This window comes from Streptomyces sp. NPDC002888, assembly GCF_042888465.1.
Lineage (GTDB): Bacteria > Actinomycetota > Actinomycetes > Streptomycetales > Streptomycetaceae > Streptomyces.
In genome coordinates, this window is the sequence record NZ_JBIAPU010000014.1 from 223,629 (window position 1) to 246,043 (window position 22,415).

The 22,415-nt window shown below is 72.3% G+C and carries 20 protein-coding genes; 9 read left to right on the forward strand and 11 right to left on the reverse strand.

Features of this window, described 5'->3' with window-relative positions; all coding sequences use genetic code 11:
* Nucleotide 1: 1 nt before the first annotated feature.
* From ACFYWX_RS23730 to ACFYWX_RS23740, 3 genes are all read right to left on the reverse strand, one after another.
* On the reverse strand, nucleotides 2-1,237 hold the full coding sequence (locus ACFYWX_RS23730; protein WP_389426068.1) for a DUF4032 domain-containing protein: 1,236 nt from the start codon (nucleotides 1,235-1,237) through the stop codon (nucleotides 2-4).
* Nucleotides 1,238-1,246: 9 nt separating this feature from the next.
* Complete coding sequence (locus ACFYWX_RS23735) at nucleotides 1,247-1,993, reverse strand: MBL fold metallo-hydrolase (RefSeq protein ID WP_389426069.1); 747 nt, start codon at nucleotides 1,991-1,993, stop codon at nucleotides 1,247-1,249.
* Nucleotides 1,994-2,193: 200 nt separating this feature from the next.
* A complete protein-coding gene (locus tag ACFYWX_RS23740) occupies nucleotides 2,194-2,820 on the reverse strand; it encodes an alpha-ketoglutarate-dependent dioxygenase AlkB family protein (RefSeq protein ID WP_389426070.1) in 627 nt (208 codons plus the stop codon).
* Nucleotides 2,821-2,967: 147 nt separating this feature from the next.
* On the opposite strand from ACFYWX_RS23740, the gene ACFYWX_RS23745 reads away from it, so the two are divergent.
* Nucleotides 2,968-3,594 (forward strand): TetR/AcrR family transcriptional regulator, encoded by a 627-nt coding sequence (locus ACFYWX_RS23745; protein ID WP_389426071.1) that lies wholly within the window; start codon nucleotides 2,968-2,970, stop codon nucleotides 3,592-3,594.
* Between the two features lie 29 nt (nucleotides 3,595-3,623).
* On the forward strand, nucleotides 3,624-5,297 hold the full coding sequence (locus ACFYWX_RS23750) for an FAD-binding dehydrogenase (protein WP_389426072.1): 1,674 nt from the start codon (nucleotides 3,624-3,626) through the stop codon (nucleotides 5,295-5,297).
* 3 nt (nucleotides 5,298-5,300) lie between these two features.
* On the opposite strand, the gene ACFYWX_RS23755 is transcribed toward ACFYWX_RS23750, so the two are convergent.
* On the reverse strand, nucleotides 5,301-5,669 hold the full coding sequence (locus tag ACFYWX_RS23755) for a DUF488 domain-containing protein (protein WP_389426073.1): 369 nt from the start codon (nucleotides 5,667-5,669) through the stop codon (nucleotides 5,301-5,303).
* A 174-nt stretch (nucleotides 5,670-5,843) separates the two neighbouring features.
* Between ACFYWX_RS23755 and ACFYWX_RS23760 the strand changes: the two genes are divergently transcribed.
* Together ACFYWX_RS23760 and ACFYWX_RS23765 are read left to right on the forward strand one after the other, a co-directional pair.
* The gene (locus ACFYWX_RS23760) at nucleotides 5,844-7,268 is read left to right on the forward strand and encodes a M1 family metallopeptidase (RefSeq protein ID WP_389426074.1); all 1,425 of its coding nucleotides are present in this window, start codon (nucleotides 5,844-5,846) and stop codon (nucleotides 7,266-7,268) included.
* A gap of 41 nt (nucleotides 7,269-7,309) precedes the next feature.
* Nucleotides 7,310-8,041, forward strand: a complete 732-nt coding sequence (locus ACFYWX_RS23765; protein ID WP_389426075.1) for a L,D-transpeptidase family protein — start codon at nucleotides 7,310-7,312, stop codon at nucleotides 8,039-8,041.
* 91 nt (nucleotides 8,042-8,132) lie between these two features.
* Here ACFYWX_RS23765 and ACFYWX_RS23770 read toward each other — a convergent pair whose 3' ends face one another.
* Nucleotides 8,133-9,353, reverse strand: coding sequence for a saccharopine dehydrogenase family protein (locus tag ACFYWX_RS23770; RefSeq protein WP_389426076.1), 1,221 nt, complete (start codon nucleotides 9,351-9,353; stop codon nucleotides 8,133-8,135).
* Nucleotides 9,354-9,482: 129 nt separating this feature from the next.
* On the opposite strand from ACFYWX_RS23770, the gene ACFYWX_RS23775 reads away from it, so the two are divergent.
* Nucleotides 9,483-10,190, forward strand: a complete 708-nt coding sequence (locus ACFYWX_RS23775) for a TetR/AcrR family transcriptional regulator (protein WP_389426077.1) — start codon at nucleotides 9,483-9,485, stop codon at nucleotides 10,188-10,190.
* Nucleotides 10,191-10,286: 96 nt separating this feature from the next.
* Entirely contained in the window at nucleotides 10,287-11,591 is a 1,305-nt protein-coding gene (locus ACFYWX_RS23780) for an MFS transporter (protein WP_389426078.1), read from the forward strand.
* A gap of 13 nt (nucleotides 11,592-11,604) precedes the next feature.
* Here ACFYWX_RS23780 and ACFYWX_RS23785 read toward each other — a convergent pair whose 3' ends face one another.
* From ACFYWX_RS23785 to ACFYWX_RS23795, 3 genes are all read right to left on the reverse strand, one after another.
* Nucleotides 11,605-12,060, reverse strand: coding sequence for a cyclic nucleotide-binding domain-containing protein (locus ACFYWX_RS23785; RefSeq protein WP_389426079.1), 456 nt, complete (start codon nucleotides 12,058-12,060; stop codon nucleotides 11,605-11,607).
* 301 nt (nucleotides 12,061-12,361) lie between these two features.
* Nucleotides 12,362-13,840, reverse strand: a complete 1,479-nt coding sequence (locus ACFYWX_RS23790) for an aminotransferase class I/II-fold pyridoxal phosphate-dependent enzyme (protein WP_389426080.1) — start codon at nucleotides 13,838-13,840, stop codon at nucleotides 12,362-12,364.
* Between the two features lie 40 nt (nucleotides 13,841-13,880).
* Nucleotides 13,881-14,102 (reverse strand): hypothetical protein, encoded by a 222-nt coding sequence (locus tag ACFYWX_RS23795; protein ID WP_389426081.1) that lies wholly within the window; start codon nucleotides 14,100-14,102, stop codon nucleotides 13,881-13,883.
* 192 nt (nucleotides 14,103-14,294) lie between these two features.
* Between ACFYWX_RS23795 and ACFYWX_RS23800 the strand changes: the two genes are divergently transcribed.
* From ACFYWX_RS23800 to ACFYWX_RS23810, 3 genes are all read left to right on the forward strand, one after another.
* Entirely contained in the window at nucleotides 14,295-14,738 is a 444-nt protein-coding gene (locus ACFYWX_RS23800; RefSeq protein ID WP_389426082.1) for an ATP-binding protein, read from the forward strand.
* Between the two features lie 191 nt (nucleotides 14,739-14,929).
* The gene (locus ACFYWX_RS23805; RefSeq protein WP_389426083.1) at nucleotides 14,930-15,178 is read left to right on the forward strand and encodes a DUF5133 domain-containing protein; all 249 of its coding nucleotides are present in this window, start codon (nucleotides 14,930-14,932) and stop codon (nucleotides 15,176-15,178) included.
* 117 nt (nucleotides 15,179-15,295) lie between these two features.
* Complete coding sequence (locus ACFYWX_RS23810; protein ID WP_389426084.1) at nucleotides 15,296-16,132, forward strand: DUF1206 domain-containing protein; 837 nt, start codon at nucleotides 15,296-15,298, stop codon at nucleotides 16,130-16,132.
* Between the two features lie 358 nt (nucleotides 16,133-16,490).
* On the opposite strand, the gene ACFYWX_RS23815 is transcribed toward ACFYWX_RS23810, so the two are convergent.
* From ACFYWX_RS23815 to ACFYWX_RS23825, 3 genes are all read right to left on the reverse strand, one after another.
* A complete protein-coding gene (locus tag ACFYWX_RS23815) occupies nucleotides 16,491-18,794 on the reverse strand; it encodes an FUSC family protein (protein WP_389426085.1) in 2,304 nt (767 codons plus the stop codon).
* Nucleotides 18,795-18,897: 103 nt separating this feature from the next.
* Nucleotides 18,898-20,244, reverse strand: a complete 1,347-nt coding sequence (locus tag ACFYWX_RS23820) for an NAD(P)/FAD-dependent oxidoreductase (RefSeq protein ID WP_389426105.1) — start codon at nucleotides 20,242-20,244, stop codon at nucleotides 18,898-18,900.
* 203 nt (nucleotides 20,245-20,447) lie between these two features.
* The gene (locus ACFYWX_RS23825) at nucleotides 20,448-22,352 is read right to left on the reverse strand and encodes an AMP-dependent synthetase/ligase (protein WP_389426086.1); all 1,905 of its coding nucleotides are present in this window, start codon (nucleotides 22,350-22,352) and stop codon (nucleotides 20,448-20,450) included.
* Between the last annotated feature and the right edge of the window lie 63 nt (nucleotides 22,353-22,415).

Sequence of the window (22,415 nt, forward strand, 5' to 3'; positions counted from 1 at the left end):
GTCACTCGGGCGTCGTCGGCACCAGCGTCTCGCGCGCCTTCGGCAGGATGTTCTCGATGTAGTCCTCGACCGCGACGTCGAGCCCGATGTCGTGCTGCGCGTGCTCCGAGAGGAACCAGCGGTGCTCCAGGAGCTCGTGGTAGATCTCCGCGGGGTCCATGGAGCCGCGCAGCTCGAGGGGGATCTGCCGCACGGTGGGCCGGAACACGTCCCGCACCCAGCGGTGGGCGAGCACCTCGGGGCGGGCGGCGAGGGGATCGCCCGGCGCGTAGTCGTCCTGAGTGGCCATCCAGCTCTCCAGGTCGTTCAGCAGCCGCCTGGCCTGGTTCTCCTCGGTGTCCAGGCCGGTCAGCCGCAGCAGCTGCCGCTGGTGGTGGCCCGCGTCGACCACCTTGGGCACGAAGGTGACCGTGTCGCCGTTGGTGGAGTGCTCGATCTGCATCTCCGCCACGTCGAACCCGAGCTCGTTCAGCCGCCGGATCCGGCGCTCGATGTAGTGGTACTTGCCCGCCGGGTAGACGGAGGTGCGGGTCAGCTCCTCCCACAGGCTCCCGTAGCGGCCGCAGATCTCCGTGCCGAACTCGATCGGGTCCACCGAGGGGTGCAGCGCTCCGGACGCCTCCAGGTCGAGCAGTTCGCCGCTGATGTTCACGCGCGCGAGGTCGAGGTCGTACTCGCGCTGCCCGGTGCTCAGCTGCGGATGCAGGTCGCCGGTCTCGGCGTCCACGAGGTAGGCGGCGTAGGCGCCCGCGTCGCGCCGGAAGAGCGTGTTGGACAGCGAGCAGTCGCCCCAGGCGAACCCGGCGAGGTGCAGGCGGACCAGCAGCACGGCCAGCGCGTCCATCAGACGGTGCATGGTCGCCGGGCGCATCGTCGTCTCGAACATCGACCGGTACGGCATCGAGCCGCCGAGGTGCCGGGTGATCAGCACCGGCTCCAGCGGCTCGCCCACCCCGTCGAGGCGTCCGGTGACCACGGCGAGGGGGTCCACCGAGGGGATGCCGATCCGGTCGAGGTCGCGCAGCAGCTCGTACTCGCGCAGCGCGGGCCGCTCGGCGAGCTCCTTGACGGCGATCACCTCGTCGCCCGCACGGGCGTAGCGCACGACGTGGCGGGAGATGCCGCGCGGCAGCGGCACCAGGTACTCCTCGGGCCACTCCTCCAGCGGCAGGTGCCACGGCAGGGTGAGCAGGAGCGTGGGGTGCTCCGGGTTCGTGGCGCTGATCTGCAATGCCATGGCCCGACCTTAAACCGCCAGCTCGCGTGCGCGCTGTGCCGCACGTCGCACCGTCCCCCGGTGCACCGGCCCGTGCCCCGGCAACAGCAGGTCGCCCGCCAGCCCTTCGAGTACGTCCAGCGAGGCGACGGCGCGGCCGCGCTCGTGGTGGAACATGTCGGGCAGCAGCTGCGGGCCCTGCTCGCGCGAGGTGGGGTGGCCGCTCACCAGGGCGTCCCCGGAGATCAGCACCCCCGTGTCGGGCAGGTGGAAGGCGCAGTGCCCGAGGGTGTGGCCGGGGGTGTGCACGGGCACGGGCCGGCCGGGCAGGTCGAGCGCGCCGGCCGCCGGGAACGGCTCGGGGGCGGTCACCGGCGCCTTCGCGGTGCCGCCGGACCGGATCGCGTGCACCGCCCACGGCAGCACACCGGGCCGCCAGCCGTTCTTGAGCACCTCGCCGACGGTGACCTGGTGCAGGAACTCCCGGCGTGCGTGCGGCACTTCGGCCTCGTGGAGGTAGATCGGCGTGCCGTGGGCGGCGCGCAGGTACTCCGCCGAGCCCAGGTGGTCGTTGTGGGCGTGGGTGATCAGCACCGCCGCGACCGCCTCGGGCGAACTGCCCACCTGCGCCAGGGAATCGAGGACCAGCTCGCGGTCGCCCGGGTAGCCCGTGTCGACCAGGGTGGCGGAGTCGCCCTCGGTGAGGATCACCCAGTTGGTGTTGGAGCCGTGCACCAGATAGGTGCCGTCGGCGACTTGCTGCACTTCTGCCCGCATGATCGTCCCGCGTGGTGAGGTCCGTGCCCGACGGCACACAGCAAAGCAGATCAGGAAACCGGCCTGATCGGCGGGTCGGTCCGCATCCCGAACAGGAACCGTGTCACCCGGGTCCGGCGCACCAGGTACTCGTACACCACGAGGATCACCGCGAGCGAGGCCGCCCGGGCCGCGGTGGCGGACCGAGTGCCGGGGATGCCCTACTGCACGCCGTGCGGGCGGAACTGGATGCTGATGCGCGGTCCCGTGGCGCGTGTGCTCTTCGGTACGGCGTGTTCCCACGTCCGCTGGCAGGAGCCGCCCATCACGACGAGGTCGCCGTGCCCCAGTGGGTGCCGTTCGGCACGGCCCCCGCCCATCGGGCGCAGCAGCAGGTCACGGGGCGCGCCCACGGAGAGGATGGCGACCATGGTGTCCTCGTGCGAGCCCCGCCCGATCCGGTCGCCGTGCCAGGCGACGCTGTCGCGGCCGTCGCGGTAGTAGCACAGGCCCGCCGTGGTGAAGGGTTCGCCCAGCTCGTCGGCGTAGTGCGCCGAGAGCGCCCGGCGCGCCTCGGTCAGCACCGGGTGGGGCAGCGGGTCCTCGGGGCCGTAGAAGCAGAGCAGTCGGGGGACGTCGACGACGTGGTCGTACATCGTGCGGCGCTCGGCGCGCCACGGCACCTCGGCCGCCAGCTGTTCGAACAGGGCGTCCGATCCGGTGAGCCACCCGGGGAGCACGTCGAGCCAGGCGCCGCGGCCGAGTTCGCTGCGGCGCATCCGGTCGAGGGGGCCGAGCCGCAGTTCGTCGGTCTGGTCGAAGAGCGAACCCTGGAGGTGCGTGACCATGTGCCTCAGCCTACCTCTTGAATCGAAAGTACGTTCCCTTTCATGATCCTCGCGTGACCCCTGGGTGCGTCCTTGCGTGATCCCCGCGTCGACCTTTCGATACATCGACGTATCGGATACATTCTCGTATCGAACGGAGGGTGAGACATGGCCGCACAGCAGACCACCGGGCGCGTGACCAGACGCCGTGTCCGCACGCGGGCCAACCTCCTCGACGCCGCGTTCGCCGTGTTCGCCGCCAAGGGGTTCGGCCGGGTCTCGATCGAGGAGGTCTGCGAGGCCGCCGGCTACAGCCGGGGCGCCTTCTACTCCAACTTCGACAGCCTGGACGAGCTGTTCTTCGCGCTCTACCGGGAGCGCGCCGACCTCATCGCCCAGCAGGTCGCCGACGCGCTCGCCGGCGACGGCCCGGACCTGGACGTGCCCGCCTCCGTGGACCGGGTCACCGACGTGCTGCTCCTCGACCTGGACTGGCTGCTGGTGAAGACGGACTTCCTGGTGCACGCCGCCCGCGACCCCGCCGTGGCGCAGTCCCTGCTGGAACACCGGGCCAGGCTGCGCCGCGCCGTCGCCGACCGGCTCTCCCGCGCCCGGGGACACACGGCACTGCCCGCCGTCCTCGGCGACGCCGACGCCGCCGCCCACGCGGTCGTCGCCGCGTACGACGGGGTCACCACCCAACTGCTGCTGGACAAGGACGTGGACCGCGCCCGCGCCTGGCTCAAGCAACTGCTCACCGCGCTGCTGACCGACGGCAGCGACACCCCGGAATGACAGCTTCAGGAGAAAGGGCAACCCTCGCCATGGATGCGGACGTCATCGTCGTCGGAGCCGGCCTCGCGGGCTTGGTCGCGGCGCACGAACTCACCAGCAGGGGCAGGCGCGTCGCCCTGGTCGACCAGGAGAACGCCGCCAACCTCGGCGGCCAGGCGTTCTGGTCCTTCGGCGGGCTGTTCCTCGTCGACTCCCCGGAGCAGCGCCGCCTCGGCATCAAGGACTCCTTCGACCTCGCCTGGAACGACTGGCGGGGCAGCGCGCGGTTCGACCGCGTCGAGGACGAGGACTCCTGGGCGGTGCGCTGGGCGCGCGCCTACGTCGAGTTCGCGGCGGGGGAGAAGCGGTCCTGGCTGGAGGGGCACGGCATCAAGCTGCTGCCCACCGTGGGCTGGGCGGAGCGCGGTGACCTGCGCGCCGACGGGCACGGCAACTCCGTCCCGCGCTTCCACGTCGCCTGGGGCACCGGCACCGGCGTCGTCGAGCCGTTCGCCGACTACGCCAAGCAGGCCTCGCGCGACGGGCTCCTCACCTTCCACCACCGTCACCGGGTCGACGCCCTCGTCATCGAGGACGGCGTGGCCCGCGGCGTGCGCGGCACGGTGCTCGCCGACGACGACTCGCCGCGCGGCGTCGCCTCCAACCGGGACGCGATCGGCGAGTTCGAGCTGACCGCGCAGGCCGTGATCGTCACCAGCGGCGGCATCGGCGCCAACCACGACATCGTCCGCCGCTACTGGCCCGAGCGACTCGGCACCCCGCCCGCCGAGATGGTGACGGGCGTCCCCGCCTACGTCGACGGCCGCATGCTCGACATCAGCCCCGAGGCGGGCGTTCGCCTGGTCAACCGCGACCGCATGTGGCACTACACCGAGGGCATCCAGAACTGGGACTCCGTCTGGCCCGGCCACGGCATCCGCATCCTGCCCGGCCCGTCCTCGATGTGGTTCGACGCCCTCGGCCGCCGCCTGCCCGAGCCGTGCCTGCCGGGCTACGACACCCTGGGCACCCTCAAGCACCTGCGCACCACCGAGGACATCGCGGACCACGACCACTCCTGGTTCATCCTCACCCGGAAGATCGTCGAGAAGGAGTTCGCGCTCTCCGGCTCCGAGCAGAACCCCGACATCACCGCCAAGGACCGCAAGGCCGTGCTGCGCGACCGCCTCCTCGGCAAGGGCGCGCCCGCTCCGGTCCAGGCGTTCCTGCGCAACGGCGCCGACTTCGTGATCGCCGACACCCTCGAACAGCTCGTCGAGAAGATGAACGGGCTGACCGACAAGCCGCTGCTCGACGCCGCCGAGGTACGCCGCCAGATCGAGGCCCGCGACCTGCAGATCGCCAACCCGTACACCAAGGACGCCCAGATCCAGGGCATCCGCAACGCCCGCCGCTACGTCGGCGACCGCCTCGGCCGGGTCGCCACCCCGCACCGCATCCTCGACCCCGAGGCCGGGCCGCTGATCGGCGTCAAGCTGCACATCCTCACCCGCAAGACCCTGGGCGGCATCCAGACCGACCTCGACTCCCGTGCCCTCGGCACCGACGGGCAGCCCCTCGAGGGCCTGTACGCGGCGGGCGAGGTCGCCGGGTTCGGGGGCGGCGGCGTCCACGGCTACAACGCCCTGGAGGGCACCTTCCTCGGCGGCTGCCTCTTCTCGGGGCGCGCGGCCGGACGGGCGGCGGCGAAGCAGACGGGCTGAGCCTCAGTGCCGGTGCGCCTTCGGACGCTTCAGGAGGCGCACCAGCACCGCCACGTGACTCTCCTCGGGCTCCTTCGCGGAGGTCACCAGCGTCACCGTGCCCTTGTCGGCCAACTCACGGACGTGGTCCAGGAGGTGGGCCGCCTCGGGCTCGGCGAGCTCCGCCTCGTACCGGCGGGCGAACTCCTCGTACGACCCCTCGCCCGCGTGGTACCAGCGGCGCAGCTCGGTGGACGGGGTGAGGCCCTTGGGCCACTCGTCGACCCGTGCCGCGTCCTTGGAGACGCCCCGCGGCCACAGCCGGTCGACGAGGACACGCACGCCGTCCCCGGGCTCGGGCGGTTCGTAGACGCGACGCACTCGGACGCTCACGGGCCGGCCTTTCTCACGGGGAGGGTGGTGCCGGGAGCGTACTGCGCTACGTCGCGGGGGCGGCCCCGTACGGCGGGCGACGCGCGCGGAACTTGACCTGAACGAGGGGGAACCGGTGGCGGCCCGCGCCTACTCTGAGGGCGATTGATCACCCTCCACCCCCAAGGAGCGAACGTGACGCAATCCCGGCAGCAGCCCGCCGGACGCGCCCAGGTCCTGCGCCGCGAGGCCGTCGTCGCGACCGTCCCCGTCGCCCTCGCGGCGCTGCTCGCGGCCGCCGGACCCGCGGCGGCCGGGACGACGGGCACCTCCGGCGTCGGCGACCCCTACTTCCCGCTCGCCGGCAACGGCGGCTACCACGTCGGCCACTACGACCTGACCCTCCGTTACGACCCGGGCAGCCGCCGCCTCGACGGCCGGGCGGTCCTCACCGCCCGCGCCACCCAGCGCCTGACCCGGTTCGACCTCGACCTCCAGGGGCTGAAGGTCACCGGACTCACCGTCGACCACGCCAGGGCCGAGCACCGCCGCGAAGGCCAGGAACTCGTCGTCACCCCGCGCCGCGCCCTGCGGCAGGGCCAGTGGTTCCGCGTCACCGTCACCTACACCGGAAAGCCCGGCCCGGTCACCGACCCCGACGGCTCCCCGGACGGCTGGATCCCCACCGACGACGGAGCGTTCGTCGCGGGGGAGCCGCAGGGCGCCATGACCTGGTTCCCCGGCAACAACCACCCCACCGACAAGGCGTCGTACGACTTCACCATCACCGTCCCCGAAGGGCACACGGCGGTCGCCAACGGAGTCCTCCTCGGCAGACGGACCGCCCACGGCAGAACCACCTTCCGCTGGCACCAGCCAGAGCCCATGGCCGCCTACCTCGCCACGGCGACCGTGGGGAAGTTCAAGGTGGAGCAGTACACGACCCGCGACGGCATCCGGGTCTACAACGCCGTCGACCCCCGTGAGGCCACCGCCGCGGCCCCGGTCCTGAAGAAGCTGCCGTCCGTCCTGGAGTGGGAGAGCGGGCTGTTCGGCCCCTACCCGTACCGCGCCGCCGGATCGATCGTCGACCGCGCCCCGAACGTCGGGTTCGCGCTGGAGACGCAGACCCGGCCCGTGTACGACTCCGCGCCCAGCCTGTCCACCCTCGTCCACGAGAGCGCCCACCAGTGGTTCGGCGACTCCGTCACCCTCACCTCCTGGAAGGACATCTGGCTCAACGAGGGCTTCGCCACCTACACCGAGTGGCTCTACGCCGAACAGCACGGCGGCGACAGCGCCCAGAAGACCTTCGACGCCCTCTACGCCCGCCCCGCCGACGACGCCCTGTGGAAGTTCCCGCCCGGGAACCCCGGCAGCGGCGCCAACATCTTCGGCACACCCGTGTACGCCCGCGGCGCCATGGCCCTGCACGCCCTGCGCACCGCCGTCGGCGACCGCGCCTTCCACCGGATCCTGCGGGCGTGGGCGACGGGGCACCGCGACGGCCACGGCACGACCGCACAGTTCGTCAGCCTGTCAGAACGATTGTCCGGCAAGAACCTGGACAGGCTGTTCCACAAATGGCTCTACACCCCCGGCAAACCCGAAAAGCCCTAGAACCTGACCAGTTCCTCACCTCTGTCGGCCACAGTCGCCTCATGATCAAACACAGTTCCCGTGTCGCGCTGCTCGCCGCGTCCCTCCTGCTCACCGGATGCGGCGGCGGCGCCGCGGCCACAACCAACTCCTCGGCGACCTCGCACCCGCCCGCGCCCGCACCCGAGGTCTCCCTCGACGTGGCACCGCGGCAGCTGCCCGGCCTGGGGCCCCGGACCCGGGCCGAGATACCGCGCGAGACCCGGCAGATCGTGCTGGTGACCGGGCACGGCAGGGACTCCTCGCAGTCCACCGTCGTCCTGTACGAGCGCACCGGGACCGGCTGGCAGGCGGGCGCGAGGTGGCCCGCGCACAACGCGCTCAGGGGCTGGACCGACCACCACCGGGCCGGCGACCTGCGCTCACCCGTCGGCGTCTACACCCTCACCGACGCCGGCGGCCTGCTCCGCGACCCCGGCACCCGGCTGCCGTACGACCGCTCCATCGGCTTCAACGCCCCGGGGACGGGCTTCGAGGGCGAGCCCCTGACGGGCTCCTTCGACTACGTCATCGCCATCGACTACAACCGCAAGCCCGGCACGTCACCCCTCGACTGGACCCGCCCCCTCGGCGCCGGCCGCGGCGGCGGCATCTGGCTGCACGTCGACCACGACGGCCCCACCCACGGCTGCGTCAGCCTCGACCGCGCGCACATGAAGGACCTGCTCCGTGCACTCGACCCCGACGCCCACCCCGTCGTCGTCATGGGCGACCGGGCCTCCCTGGCCCGCTGAACGCCCGGGATTCGTACACGTGTGCGCCGTACAGTGAAGGAGCCGTGTGCACGGGGCGGTTGCCGGGGAGGCCGGCGCCGGACGACACCCCCTATGCCTGCTCGCGCATCCCCCACGGCGAGCCGTACTCCGTCAGCAGGTCCAGGAACGGGTGGGCCGGGAACGCCTCCGGGCCGAGGACGCCCGAGCCGGTCCAGGCGCCCCCGGCGAGCAGCTCCAGCGCGACCACCGGGTTGACGGCCGTCTGCCACACCACCGCCTGGCTGCCGTACTCCGCCATGGACCACTGGTTGTCGACCACGTGGTACAGGTACACCTCACGCGGCGCCCCGTCCCTCACGCCGCGCACCCAGGTGCCCGCGCAGGTCTTGCCGTGCATCCGCCCGCCCAGCGTCGCCGGGTCGGGCAGGCAGGCCGCGACGACGTCCCGGGGCGAGACCGCCACCGGCCCCGCCGCGCTCGGCACGGTCACCGGGGCGGTGCGGTCCAGGCCGAGGAGGTGCAGGGTCTTGAGCGTGTCGATGAACTCGCGGCCCAGGCCGTACTTGAAGGTGACGCGCCGCGCGTCGACCCAGCGCGGCACGAGCAGCACCTCCTCGTGCTCCACGTTCACGCACTCGACCGGGCCGATGCCCTCGGGGAAGTCGAACACCTCGGGCTCGCTGAACGGCTCCGTCGTGAACCAGCCGCGGTCGGCCTCATAGACGACCGGAGGATTCAGGCACTCCTCGATCGTGGTCCAGATGCTGAAGGACGGGGCGAAGTCATAGCCGTCCACGGTGAGGTTCGCGCCGTCGCGGACGCCGATCTCCTCGATCTCGTCGAACAACTCGTCGGCGGCGTACCGCGCGAACACGTCCGACAGGCCCGGCTCCACCCCCATGCCGACCAGCGCCAGCGTGCCCGCCCTCTCCCACTCGGCGGCCCGCGCGAACTGCGCGTCGCCGAGCCTGACCCCGCACTCCTCGTACGGGCGCTCGGCGTGCGGGCGGGACAGGGACATCGCCATGTCGACATAGGTGGCGCCGGCGCGCAGCGCGGCCTGGAACAGCGGCATGACGAAGCGTGGATCGGTGGCGTTCAGGAGCACGTCACAGGCGTGCCGTTCCAGCAGCCGTACGACCGCCGCCTCGTCGCCCGCGTCGACGCGCTCCGCACGGAATCTGGCGTCCCCGCCGAGTGCCGCGACGGCGGCCTCGGCACGCGCCGGGTCGTGGTCGGCCACCACCATCGCGTCGACGAACGGGCGCCGGGCCGCGATCCGGGTGATCGCCGTGCCCACGCCACCGGCGCCCACGAGCAGTACACGCATGACAAGAACTCCTCGGCCGAGGTCGAAGGATGTGCGACGTGGGGCCCCGGCGCAGATACAACGCCGCGCGCTCACATAAGGTCAATGGTGTTGGCATAAGGGGCGCGCGGTCGCGCGAGGGGAGGGGCCATGCCGAAGCCGGTGGTGCCCGAGGAGAAGCGGCGCAGGCGCAGGCCGACCCGGAGCGGCACCGTGCTGTCCGAGCGGCTGATCGTCGACACCGCGCTGCGCCTGCTGCACGAACACGGCAGCGCCGGACTCACCGCCCGCCGCCTCGGCCTCGCCCTCGACTGCGACCCGAGCACCCTCTACCGGTACTTCCGGGGCATGGACGAGCTGACCCTCGCCATCGGCGACGCGCTCATCGGGCAGGCCCTGCGGGGCTGGGAGCCGACCGGACAGTGGCGGGCCGACCTGCACGCCATCGGGCTGCGCATCCACGCCGCGTACGTCGCCCACCCGCAGGCCGCCCAGCTGACGACGAGCCGGGTCACCGGCCGGGCGAACGAACTCGCCGCCGACGAGGCCATCCTGGACGTCCTGCGCACGGCCGGGTTCCCCCTGCCGGAGACCGTGCGGATCTACCACGCCTTCATCGACCAGACGCTGGCCTTCGCCGCCCTGGACGCGGCCTCGCTGGCCCTGCCGAGCGCGGCCCTGCGCGCCGACGAGGACATGTGGCGCTCGACGTACGGCCGGCTGCCCCGCACCACCCACCCCCGTATCGCCGAGGTGGCGCCCCTCCTGGCCTCCCGCATGGTGACCAGTGCCTATCCGACCGCCCTGGAGATGCTGCTCGACAGCGCGGCGGCCCAGCTTCCGACGTCCCTCTCGTAGCGGCCGTCTCGGCCGTCGGAATCCCCGTGGAAGGCCGAGCGAGGCCTGCCATAGTGAACGCCGAATCGAAAGATGTAACGAGCAACCAGGAAGCCCGTGGACACGAGCGAGAGCAGCAGCACCGCACCCGAGGCAGAGGACACCCCCAGCCAGGAGAAAGTGTCCCGGCGCGGCCGGCGCCGCTGGGCGATGGACACCCGCCCGCTGCGCCGCCCGGCCTACCGCAGGCTGTGGTCCTCGACCATCGTCACGGCCGTCGGCAGCCAGCTCACCGCCGTCGCCGTGCCCAAGCAGATCTACGACATCACCGGCTCCTCGGCGTGGGTCGGCTACGCCGGCCTCGCCGGCCTGGTGCCCATGGTGCTGTTCGCGCTGTGGGGCGGCGCGGTCGCCGACACCGTGGACCGCCGCAAGCTGCTGCTGGTCACCAACACCGGCATCGCCGTCACCTCGGTGCTGTTCTGGCTCCAGGCCGCCGGCGGCCTCGACTCGGTGGCGGCCTTGATGGTCCTGCTCGCCGTGCAGCAGGCGTTCTTCGGCCTCAACTCGCCCGCCCGCAACGCCTCCATCGCCCGCCTGGTCCCCGCCGACGAACTGGCCGCCGCGAACGCCCTCGGCTCGACCGTCATGCAGACCGGACTGGTCGCGGGACCGCTGCTCGCCGGCGCCCTCATCCCCGTCGTCGGCCTGCCCGAGCTGTACCTCATCGACGCCGTCGCGCTGTGCGTCACGCTGTGGGCGGTGCTGCGCCTGCCCCCGCTGCCCCCGCTCGCGGCCACGGCCGTACGGCGGGCGGGGATACGGCAGATCGCGGAGGGTTTCCGCTACATCGCCGGGCACAAGGTGCTGCTGCTGTCCTTCCTCGCCGACATCATCGCCATGGTCTTCGGCATGCCCCGCGCCCTGTTCCCACAGCTCGCCGCCGAGACCTACGCGCCGTACGGCGAGGGGCTCGCCCTCGGTCTGCTGTTCGCGGCGATCCCCATCGGCGCGGTCCTCGGCGGGCTGTTCTCCGGCACGTTCTCCCGGGCCCGGCGGCACGGCTGGATGGTCATCGGCGCGGTCGTCGCCTGGGGCGCCGCGATCACGGGCTTCGGGCTGAGCGGCAGCCTGTGGCTCGCGGTCGTGTTCCTGGCCGTCGCGGGGATCGCCGACATGGTCTCGATGGTCTTCCGCGGGGCGATCCTGCTGTCCGCGGCCACCGACGAGATGCGGGGCCGTATGCAGGGCGTCTTCACCGTCGTCGTCGCGGGCGGCCCCCGCCTCGCCGACGTCCTGCACGGCACGGCCGGCTCGGCCTTCGGCCCGCGCGCGGCCGTGGCGGGCGGCGGCCTGCTGGTGGTCGCCCTCATGCTGGGCCTGGCCGCGGCGGTGCCCGCCCTGCGCCGCTACCGGATCTGACGCCCGCGGGAACCTACAGACGGCCGCGCCGCGGCATCGAGTACGCCTCCAGGAGCTTGCCCCGGGTCATCTCCAGCCGGTGCGCGAGGATCTCGGCGACGATCCGCACCAGCGACAGCCCCAGCGCAGGCTCCTCCTCGCACAGCTTGAGCACCGGCTGCGCCTCGAACTCGTAGGCCCGTACGGGGCTGAAGGCCTCCGCGCTGAAGTCCCACTGGTACGGCGGGAAGAGCCAGGACCAGCCGAGCATGTCGCCGGCGCCGAGGGTGGCGACGGTCACCCGCTGCCGCGACGTCACCTGCTGGAGGAGGGAGACCGCGCCCGAGCGGACCACCCAGAAGCGGTCGGCGGTGCCGCCCGCGTCGAAGATGCGGTCGTCCTCGGGGAAGTACACCTCCCGCGCGAGTGTCATCAGGCGCTCACGCTGGGGCGGGGGGAGGGCGGTCAGGAGTTTGGTCGCTTTGGTCATGGCGCGCAGCTCCTCGCCGACGAGCGGATGCGGTGCTTTCCCTACGCCCATTTCAGCCGCTGACGGCGCCCCGGGCACCTCGGCGCACGGGAGATTTCCCCGCGGGCATGAAAAAGCCCTGGCTGGACGGGGGAGGCCAGCCAGGGCCGTCAAGGGTGGTGCCGGGGGACGGATACAGTCGACCCCGTGACCACTTATGAATGAACGGTAAACCATCCGCAGGGATTTCGTTACTCGAAACCCGGCCGCGTGACCTGTTTCACTTCGTGGCACCCCGATGTCACGCCATGTGCCCCCCGCCTCACTCGGCGTCCCTCGCCACGACCCTGACCGTCTGAAGGTCCGGGTCGCCGGGGTCGGGCAGGTGCATGCCCGCCGCGAGCCCGGTGCGCAGATAGCGCAGTACCGGTTCGGTGAGCCGTTCGCCGGGGAGGACCACCGGGATCCCGGGCGGGTACGGCGTCACCATCTCCGCGGCGATCCGCCCGGCGGCCTCGCGCACGGGCACGTCCTCGGCCGGCCCGAAGAACGCGTCCCGCGGCAACATGGCCTGCTCCAGGCGCAGTTCGGACGGTGGCGGCACGTCCACCCGCGGGGCCGGGGCCAGGTCCGGCGCGGCCCGCGCGAGGTCCTTGAGCGCGGCGAGGAGCTCGTCGGTCGTCTCCCGGTCGTCCCCGTGGGTGATCTGCGCGCCGATGCGGCGGTGGTCGGTGAGATGGGCGTCCAGGTGCCGTTCCTCGCGCAGCCAGTCCGCCGCCTGGAAGCCCGTGATCCCGAGCCCGGCGACGTCGATGACGCCGGGCAGCGGGTCGAAGTCGTCGGCCGGCCCCGGCCCGCAGAAGTCGGCACGGTCGTTGACGTGCAGCCCGTCGATCTCCTCGATCGCCGCCCGCACCTCCGCGGCGAGGGCCAGCGTGTCGCCCATGATCTCCCGGCCGCGCAGGGCCATCTGCCGACGCCAGCCGTCGAGACCGGCGAAGATCAGCACCGACGGGCTGGTCGTGCCCAGCAGGTCCGCGCGGTTCTTCAGCAGCTGCGGCGGGACCAGGTCGCCCTGGACGTGGAAGACGGAGCCCTGCTCCAGGCCGCTGCCCATCTTGTGGATGCTCGTCACGCAGATGTCGGCGCCCGCGTCCATCGCCCACGATGGCAGGTCGGGGTGGAAGGGCAGGTGGGCGCCCCAGGCCTCGTCCACGATCAGCGGCACCGAACGCCGGTGACAGACCTCGGCCACCGACCGCAGGTCGGCGCAGGTGCCGTACGGCGTCGGACTGGTGATCAGGGCGCCCTTCGCGTCCGGGTGCGCCTGGAACGCGGCCTCGTACTCCTCGGCCGACGGGGGGTGGGCGAGGTGCCGCCCCGCGTCCCAGCGGGGCTCGATCCAGACCGGCTCGATGCCCGAGATGATCAGACCCGACACCACGGACTTGTGCGCGTCCCGCCCGACCAGCAGCTTCTCGTGCGGGCCCGCGACGGACAGCATCGCCGCCTTGACGGACAGGGAACTCCCGCACGTCGTGAAGAAGGTGTGCTCGGCGTGGACCGCGTCCGCCATCAACTCCTCGGCCCGCTCCAGCACCTGGCCCCGGGTGAGCCGGTCGTCGAGGCCGCCCGACGCCAGGACGTCACCGAGGAAGACCGCGTCCCCCAGCACCTGCCGCACGGTCGGGTCGGCGCCACGCGCCTGCTTGTGCCCGGGCGGCGTGAACGACAGCCGCCCCTTGCGGCGATAGTCGGTCAGCGCTTCCAGAATGGGTGCGCGGGTGTGATCGACAGCCATACGGGACGGGTTCCCTTGCCCGCGGCCCCCAATCTGCGGTTCAGCTCTCCCCGGTGTGCGCTCCGGGCGTGACGATCTCGTCCAGCACCCTGAGCACCGCCTCGTAGGCCAGCCCTCGCACGACTGCCTCGCGCGCTGCGCCCGGATCGGTCTGCTCGAGTTCCTCGCCCCGCGCCCGCCAGGTACGCGTCTCCTCCTGCGCGCAGGCCCTGGCGCGCTGGATACGACGCAGTAGTTCGTCTGAGTCCACGACATCCGTCATGGCGTCCGCGTACCCCTTCGACGCGCTTCGATGACCTCCGATCCCCTCTGGCCGGAAGGAGACGGAAGGAAACGGAAGGAAGGGGCAGGTCCGGTTTGACCGGGCGCTGAGCGGTGAGCCGGACAAAGGGACCTCTGCCGGGCCCGGCTTCTCCAGACCAAGCGAGGCAGCACGACTCAGGGAGCTAAGGGGATGCGTGCGAAGTACAGGACTGAACCCATCGACGCGCCCGACGCCCGGGCTCGGCCGCACGGCCACGGACCGTGTCGTCCGGCCGACGTCCGCAGGGCCATACGGTGCGCGGTGGCCTGCCGGTGCCGGGACTCCGGCTCGCCGTGCGACGAGAACGGCCTCTCCGATGCGCTGCTCGTCGCCTCGGAGCTGACCACCAACGCCATTCTGCACGGCGGCGGCATCACGGAGTACGACGTCCAGGTCGACGCCCACGCCGTGCGGGTGTCCGTCAGTGACCGCAGCGATCGGCTGCCCGTGGTCACCGATCCGCTCGACGAGCGGGGGCGACGGCGCACCGGCGGACGCGGCTGGCCGATCGTCTGCCGGCTCTCGCGGGACGTCCGCGTGACCGACCTGCCCGCCGGGGGGAAACGCATCACCGCAGTGGTGTCCGTGTTCTGAACTCGCCCTCGTACGCCCGCGTTTGACGTGACGGGCGAGGGGCAGACGCTGTGTCGTGCTTCGGACCGGAGGCGCGCCCGCGGGAGCGGTACGACCGCACCGAGCGCCTTCCGGGCGGTCCGGACGGTATCCACGCCTCCGCGGTGTTCTCGTCGGTGTGACACCCCGAAATCACTCAAGGAGCGACACAGATGCTGAGGCCCCATCCCGCCGTCCTGCGCCGGCTCGTCGACGACTACGAGGCGTTGCCGGCGGTGGAGGAGACCGCGCACGGTTCCATGCCGAGCCCGCGGGCCCAGGACCTGGCATACACCCTGTGTGTGTCGACCGGGACGCGTGATGTGAGACAGGCCCTGGAGGCGGCCCACCGCTGGCTCGCGACGACCGCCCCCGCCGCCGAACGCGGACCCCTGACCGGAGCGACGTCAGGGGCCGAATGACCCTCATGAACCGGTAGTGGCTGGAAGAACCACCCTCGGCCCCGCCCGTGCCCCCCGGCCGGGCGGGGCCGCGTGTGTCCGCCCCGACCTGGGGCATCCGGATGTCCGGGAGGCGACATGAACACGAAGGTCATGGCACGCAACGGCCGCAGGGAGGCCGAGCGGGCGGCGAAGGGTTCGGTGACGGAGGGCGCCGCCAGGGCCGGGTTCACCGCGCGGGGAGTGATCTATCTACTGGTCGGGGTGCTGGCACTGCAGATCGCCTTCGGCGACAAGGGGCACCAGGCGGACCGGCACGGCGCCCTCGCCGAGATCGCGCAGAAGCCCTTCGGCGCCGTCCTGCTGTGGGCGCTGGGAATCGGCCTTGCGGGCATGGCGGTGTGGCGGCTGTCCGAGGCGCTCTTCGGCTCGACCGGGCCGGACGGCCGCAAGGCGCGCAAGCGGCTGCTGTCGCTGGTCCGCTGCGTCTTCTACGCGTTCGTCGCGTACTCCGTCCTGGCGTTCGCGTCCGGGTCCGGGAGCGGCGGCGGATCCAGCGACAAGCAGTCCAAGGACGTCACGGCCACTGTCCTGCAGTGGCCCGCCGGACAGTGGCTCGTCGCCCTGGCCGGCGTCGGCGTCGTGGTGGCGGGCGTGTGGATCGCCGTCCAGGCGCTGCGGCGGGCCTACCACGACAAGCTCAAGTTCGGTGCGCTGTCACCGCGGACGCGGCGCCTCGTGGACGTGACGGGCGTGGCCGGCGGCGTGGCCCGCGGTGCGGTGTTCGCCGCGGCGGGGGCCTTCGCGGTGCGCGCGGCGGTCGACTACCGCCCCGACAAGGCCAAGGGCCTGGACGACACCCTGCGCACCTTCGCCGCCACCCCGCTGGGGCCGTGGCTGCTGGTCTGCGTCGCGGTCGGGCTCGTCATGTTCGGGCTGTTCTCCTTCGCGATGGCACGCTGGCGCCGCGTCTGACACCGCGCCGGGCCGGGGCAGCGGGCGCAGCACGCCATACCGCCCGACGACCGCGCCGCCACCCCGGCCGAGGGCGCCCTCGGCCTGGCCCGCGATCACCGCTTCGGCCCCGCCGGACCACCGGCTCGGGCCCGCCACCGGCACCCTCAGCGGCTTCGCCGGCCGGCCACGCCCTCGTCTCGGGGGCGGGGTCGCCGCTCAGGCTCCGTCACGGGCGCGTTCAGTGGCTTCGCGGCGTGGCCACGTCCTCGTCCCTGGGCAGGATCGCCGCTTCGGCCCGCCACCGGCACCCTCAACGGCTTGGCCGGCCGGCCACGCCCTCGGCCTGGCCCGCGACCACCGCTTCGGCCCCGCCGGATCACCGCTTCGGTTCCGTCACCGGCACCTTCAGTGGCCTCGCGAGGCCGACGACGCCCTCGTCCAGGCGCTGGAGATGCCGCAGCACGCGGTCGGTGATGCGCCCGTAGCGGGAGGAGCCGGGGATGTCCGGCCCGAGCAGGGACGCGATGCTGGAGCCCGTGCCGACCTCGCCCGCGTCCGGCTCGCCCGCCACGTGCGCGGTGATGACCTCCAGGTTGCGCGCGATGCGCTGCCCCGCCCTGCGCAGCCGGGGATCCGCCGCTATCGACGGATGGGTGGGCAGCAGCTCGGCCGTCGCGGCCAGGGCACGCGCGTGGTACGCGCAGGTCTCGAGGAGCGCGACCACGTACACCGCGGTGTCACGACGGGTCCGCAACGGGGTGATCGGATGCGTCAGCGGCTTCGTGGACGCCCGCAGATCGGCCACGGCCGTGTCCAGGTCCCGCGCCTGTTCCAGCAGATCGGTGGGGGTCTCGCCGCTGAGCTGGTCGACCGCGGCCACGGTGACCTCGGCGAGCCGGTTCAGCGCCGTGGCGAGGAGCTCGTTCGTACGGCGGTCCGTGTGCACCGGCAGCACCAGCGCCGCCGCGACGACCCCGCAGGCCGCGCCGAGCGCCGTCTCCTCCACCCGCAGCACCAGCACCGACATGCTGTACGTGTGCAGGAGGGTGTAGAGCAGCCCCAGCATCGCGGTGACGAAGAAGGACATCAGGGTGTACGACAGCGGCGCCGAGTAGAACATCGCGAAGATCAGCAGCAGCACGAGCGCGAACGCAGTCCAGGTGTGCTGCCCGACCAGCCCCGCCAGCACGATGCCGGCCACGACGCCGAACACGGTGCCCAGCAGCCGGCGGTAGCCCTTGACCAGGATCTCGCCGGTGGAGGCGGTGTTGAGGAAGACGATCCAGCAGGTCAGTACCGCCCAGTACCAGCGGTGGCTGGAGAGGAACTCGCCGCCGACGATGGCGAGCGCCGACCCCACGGCGACCTGAACGGCGGCACGGGTGGTCGGCCGGCGCAGTCCGGTGTCCTGCGCCTCCTCGTCCTCGCTCTCCTCGCGCGCGCCGATGGCCACGTCCTCGGCGTCCAGCTCCTCGCGCGAGCGGGTCGTCGCGGGGGAGTCGTCGGACTCCTCGGACTCGTCCAGCGGCCCCTCCAGCGCGATCCGCAGGCCCAGGACGGCCCGAGCGGTCTCGCCGACGCCCCGGAAGACGTCCTGGACGGCCGGTGACGCCGGCGGCAGGTTCTCCTCGTCGCGGTAGCCGATGAGCCGGTTGCGGATCTGGGCCAGCGCGGTGCTCAGGCCCGCGACGCCGGGCCGCAGCACGAGCAGCCGCAGCGCCTCCAGGTCCCGGCGCAGCGTGCCGGTCGCCTCGTCCCGCTCGGGCAGCGGGCCGGCCGCGGGAAGGGACGCGCCCGGCAGGTGCATGGTGAGCGTGTCCGCCCGCTCGACGCTGCGCAGGTTCAGCAGGAGCAGACCCAGCCGCTCGGCGGCGATCTCGGCGTCGGCGATCCTGCGCTGCACCAGCCGGGCCACGGCCTCGTCGGAGGTGCCCTCGCCCAGCCGGCCCTGGATCATCAGCGCGCTCTCGTGCAGCCGCGCGGTCTTCTCACGGACGTCGTCCAGTGTCTTCTCCAGGTCGTCCGGATCCGCGTCCAGCAGCTCGATCTGTGCGGTCAGCAACTGGGCGAGCCGGGCCCGGAAAGCCTTGCGCAAACGCTCCAGGACACCGGTGGGCGTCTCCGGGACCAGGACGAAGCGTGCCAGCGCGCTGCACCCGAAGGCCACCGCGATCGCCTCGTACAGCTCGGGCAGTTGCCCGGTGGTCGCCCCGACGAACAGGGACAGGAAGTAGATCTGGAACCCGATCAGCCCGAGCGCCGTGCCGCGGTCGCCGAACCGGCGGATGTAGACCGCGCAGAAGATCAGCGCGATGAAGAACAGGTCACCGACGACGACACGTGTGGTGAGAAGGGCGCTCAGCGACACCGACGCCAGCGCGACGGGCAGGCCCAGGGCGAGCGTGACGGCCTGCTGGGCGCGCTGCTTCTCGCGGATGGCGAAGGTGGAGACCATCGCCGCCATGGCCCCGGCCACCAGGTGCGTCACGTCGGCCCCGAGCATGCTGAGGACGGCCAGCGTCATCACGATCGCCGACACGGTCCGCAGCCCCGCGGCCAGCCGCAGCAGCCCCGGATCTGACGCCGCGGCCCGATCCCGCAGCTCCGCCCACACCGACCGTCCCGCCACCCTCACGCCGTCGCGCTCTCCCACGTCGCACCAAGATCCCGCTGCCAGCATGGCACGGGTCGCCCGAACCGGCACCGGGCGCCCGGAGGCCCGCCCGTCGGGTGAACGCCGTGCCGGGCAGGCCTCCGTCGCCGGAGCCGGAGTCGAAGCGGTGTCAGATCTCCCGCTTCTGCGCCGCCTCCACCCGTTCCCGTACCTGCTCGGGTGTCAGATACGCGTCCGTGTACTCGAAATCCTTGAGAGTGGCGGGCTTGCGGGCCTGGAAGCCGGTGCGCACGAAGTCGTCTCCGGCCAGGGCGTTGAGCGTCCAGTTGGTCAGGACGCGGGCCTTGGCCACGTTGGTGCGCAGCGCCGACCAGTGGTAGCCGCGGGCCACGGCCTGCGCGGGCAGGCCCCGCAGTTCGATGCCGAGCGGCTTGGAGACGGCATCGGTGCCGCCGAGGTCGACGACGAGGCCGAGGTCCTTGTGCACGTACGGCTCCAACGGCCGGCCGCGCAGCGTGGCGATGACGTTGTTTGCCACGTGCCTGCCCTGCCGCATGGCGTGCTGAGCGGTCGGCGGGCAGACGGCGGCCTCGTCGCCCTTCGCCTTGTCGGGCACGGCGGCGGCGTCGCCGAGCGCGAAGACACCGTCGTTGCCGGGCAGGTTCATCTCGGCCGTGACCGCCAGACGCCCGCGCACCGTCTCCGCCCCCAGCGTGCTCATCAGCGGGCTGGCGGCCACCCCGGCCGTCCAGATCAGCGTGCGGGTGGGCACCACCCGCCCGTCGGTGAACGTGACCTCGTTCGCGCCCACCTTGTCCAGGGAGACGCCCAGGGAGATCTCGATGCCGCGTCGGCGCAGGATCTCCTGGGCGCTGCGGCCCAGCTTGTCGCCCAGCTCGGGCATCAGCTTCGGGGCGATGTCGATCAGATGCCACTTGATCAGCGACGGGTCGATGCGCGGGTAGCGCTTGACGGCCGCGTGCGTCAGCCGCTGCAGACAGGCCGCGGTCTCGGTCCCCGCGTAACCGCCGCCGACCACCACGAACTGCAGCCGCGCCGCACGCTCCGCCGGGTCGTCGCTCGCGTCGGCCAGGTCGAGCTGCGAGATGACGTGGTCGCGCACGTAGGCGGCCTCCGCGAGCGTCTTCATGCCGAAGGCGTGGTCGGTGAGGCCGGGGATGTCGAAGGTGCGGGTGATGCTGCCGGGCGCCAGCACGATGTAGTCGTACGGCTCGTTGACGATCTGTTCGGTGATGGTGCGGATCACGCAGACCTTGGACTCGAGGTCGACGCCGATCGCGCCGCCCGGGATGATCCGGGTGCGGTACTTGCGGCTGCGGCGCAGGGAGACGGCGATCGACTGGGGCGTCAGCACACCCGAGGCGACCTGGGGCAGCAGTGGCAGGTAGAGCTGGTAGGAGAACGGCGTCACCAGGGTGACGTCGGCCTCGTCAGGGGCGAGTTTGCGTTCCAGACGTCGTACGCACTCCACGCCGGCGAAGCCCGCGCCCACCACCAGGATCCTGGGTCGTGTCACGATGTTCCATCCCTTCTGCGGCTCCAGGCGGTATGCCTCAACGCCATTCGCGTGCCCTCGGATCGCGTCTTGGCACCTCATTGATCCCATCGCGCACGGAGCCTTCCCGCCATCCGGGCACGGCAGGCAGACGAACGCGTGCGCACCAGCATGATCCTCGGGCGGGGAAAGGGGAACCGCTCCTACCGGAACACGTTGTCCGAGTCGTCCCAGCTCAGCACCTCTTCGACCGGGTTCTGCCGGGGCAGCGGAGCGCGTGCCTGGTACATCGCCTCGATCTCCGCCGCGTAGTGCTCCACGATCGAGTCCCTGCGCAGCTTCATCGACGGCGTCAACAGCCCGTTGGACAGGTCGAACGGCTCCGGCAGCACCCGGAAGGCACGGATCGACTCCGAGCGGGACACGGCGCTGTTGGCCGCGGCCACGGCCCGCCCGATCTCCTCCCGCAGCGCGTTCTCCTCACGCGCCTCCCGGCTGGGCGTGTCGCCCTGTATGGCCAGCCGGCCGCGCCAGTGCGCCAGGAACTCCGGGTCCAGGGTGATCAGCGCGCCCACACAGGGCCGGTTGTCGCCGACGACCACCGCCTGGTGGACGAGCGGATGCATCCGCAGCCGCTGCTCGAGCACGGCCGGGGCCAGGCTCGTGCCGCCGCTGGTGATGATGACGTCCTTCTTGCGCCCGGTGATCGTCAGATAGCCCTCGGAGTCCAGGTGCCCGAGGTCCCCCGTCGCCAGCCAGCCGCCCCACAGCGCCGCCCGGGTCGAGGACTCGTCGCCGACGTAGCCCTGGAACACCGAAGGACCCCGCACCAGGATCTCGCCGTCCTCGGCCACCCTGATCTCCGAGCCCGGCAGGGCCTGCCCGACCGTGCCCGACTTCTCCCGCCCGAGCGGCTGCATGGTGACGCCGCCGCTGGTCTCCGTCAGCCCGTAGCCGTCGTGCACGTAGATGCCGATGCCCTCGTAGAAGAGGGAGAGCTCGCGGTTGAGCGGTGAGCCGCCCGAGACCGCGCGGGTCACCCGGCCGCCGAACGCGGCGCGCAGCCTGCGGTACACCGTCCGCTCGTACAGGGCGTGCTGCAGCCGCAGGTCGAGACCGGGCCCCGACCCCCGGCCCAGCCGCTGCCGTTCCTGGGCCGTGGCGAAGTCCCGTGCCGTCTCGGCGGCCCGCTCGAACAGCGCGCCCCGGCCCGCCTGTTCGGCCGTGCGCAGGAAGTTCTTGTAGAGCTTCTCGAAGACGGACGGCACGGCGTAGAAGTACGTCGGCCGGAACGAGCGCAGCGCCGACGACAGCGCGGCCTCGCTCAGATCCGGCTCGTGGCCCAACAGCAGACCGCCGCGCAGACACAGGCCCTGGATCATCAGGCCGTACACGTGGGAGAACGGCAGGAAGGCGAGGACGGCCGGCTGCTCTCCCGGCCGCGCCGCCGTGTGGCCCCAGCCGGCGAGCAGCGTGTCGCACGGGTTCGCCAGGCCCCGGTGGCTCAGCGCGCAGCCCAGCGGGCGGCCCGAGGTGCCGGAGGTGTAGGCGACGACCGCGGTGGAGTCCGGCATCACGATCCGGCGCAGCGAGTCCACGGTGGCCAGCGGTACGTCCTCGCCCCGCATCACCAGCTGCTCCAGCGCCCCGGCGTCCAGCTGCCAGACGTGCCGCAGCGTCGGCAGCGCCGCGCACACCGAGCCCACCGTCATGACGGTCTGCTCGTCCTCGACGACCACGCCCACGCAGCCGGAGTCCCGCAGGATCCACTCCACCTGGTCGCGCGACGACGCGGGCGGGAGCGGGACGACCTCGGCGCCCACCGCCCACAGGGCGTACGCCAGCACCGTCCACTCGTAGCGGGTGCGTGCCATCATGGCCACGCGCTGCCCCGGTGAGATCCCGGAGGCGATCAGTCCCTTGGCCAGATCGACCACCTGGTCGCGCAGTTCGATCGCGGTCACCTCCTCCCACGTGGCGGAGGCGGGATCGGGGCGGCGCGCCAGCACCGGCAGGGCGGGGTCGCGGTCCGCTGTCTCGAAGACGCTGTCGGCGAGCCCTCCGGTCAGGGGCGGGACGGCTGGGGGAGCGAGGGCGAAGTCGCGCAATGCACTGCTCCTGACGTGTACGGGGTGTGACTCCGCCGATGAGAACCGTTATCGGCGGTGGTC

What these genes read in the sequence shown, in the direction of transcription:
- ACFYWX_RS23800 (WP_389426082.1), top strand. Translation starts at nt 14,295, where the DNA reads ATGCGTGCGAAGTACAGGACTGAACCCATCGACGCGCCCGACGCCCGG.
- ACFYWX_RS23745 (WP_389426071.1), top strand. Translation starts at nt 2,968, where the DNA reads ATGGCCGCACAGCAGACCACCGGGCGCGTGACCAGACGCCGTGTCCGC.
- ACFYWX_RS23765 (WP_389426075.1), top strand. Translation starts at nt 7,310, where the DNA reads ATGATCAAACACAGTTCCCGTGTCGCGCTGCTCGCCGCGTCCCTCCTG.
- ACFYWX_RS23785 (WP_389426079.1), bottom strand. Translation starts at nt 12,060, where the DNA reads ATGACCAAAGCGACCAAACTCCTGACCGCCCTCCCCCCGCCCCAGCGT.
- ACFYWX_RS23740 (WP_389426070.1), bottom strand. Translation starts at nt 2,820, where the DNA reads ATGGTCACGCACCTCCAGGGTTCGCTCTTCGACCAGACCGACGAACTG.
- ACFYWX_RS23730 (WP_389426068.1), bottom strand. Translation starts at nt 1,237, where the DNA reads ATGGCATTGCAGATCAGCGCCACGAACCCGGAGCACCCCACGCTCCTG.
- ACFYWX_RS23770 (WP_389426076.1), bottom strand. Translation starts at nt 9,353, where the DNA reads ATGCGTGTACTGCTCGTGGGCGCCGGTGGCGTGGGCACGGCGATCACC.
- ACFYWX_RS23735 (WP_389426069.1), bottom strand. Translation starts at nt 1,993, where the DNA reads ATGCGGGCAGAAGTGCAGCAAGTCGCCGACGGCACCTATCTGGTGCAC.
- ACFYWX_RS23795 (WP_389426081.1), bottom strand. Translation starts at nt 14,102, where the DNA reads ATGACGGATGTCGTGGACTCAGACGAACTACTGCGTCGTATCCAGCGC.
- ACFYWX_RS23790 (WP_389426080.1), bottom strand. Translation starts at nt 13,840, where the DNA reads ATGGCTGTCGATCACACCCGCGCACCCATTCTGGAAGCGCTGACCGAC.
- ACFYWX_RS23810 (WP_389426084.1), top strand. Translation starts at nt 15,296, where the DNA reads ATGAACACGAAGGTCATGGCACGCAACGGCCGCAGGGAGGCCGAGCGG.
- ACFYWX_RS23775 (WP_389426077.1), top strand. Translation starts at nt 9,483, where the DNA reads ATGCCGAAGCCGGTGGTGCCCGAGGAGAAGCGGCGCAGGCGCAGGCCG.
- ACFYWX_RS23815 (WP_389426085.1), bottom strand. Translation starts at nt 18,794, where the DNA reads ATGCTGGCAGCGGGATCTTGGTGCGACGTGGGAGAGCGCGACGGCGTG.
- ACFYWX_RS23805 (WP_389426083.1), top strand. Translation starts at nt 14,930, where the DNA reads ATGCTGAGGCCCCATCCCGCCGTCCTGCGCCGGCTCGTCGACGACTAC.
- ACFYWX_RS23750 (WP_389426072.1), top strand. Translation starts at nt 3,624, where the DNA reads ATGGATGCGGACGTCATCGTCGTCGGAGCCGGCCTCGCGGGCTTGGTC.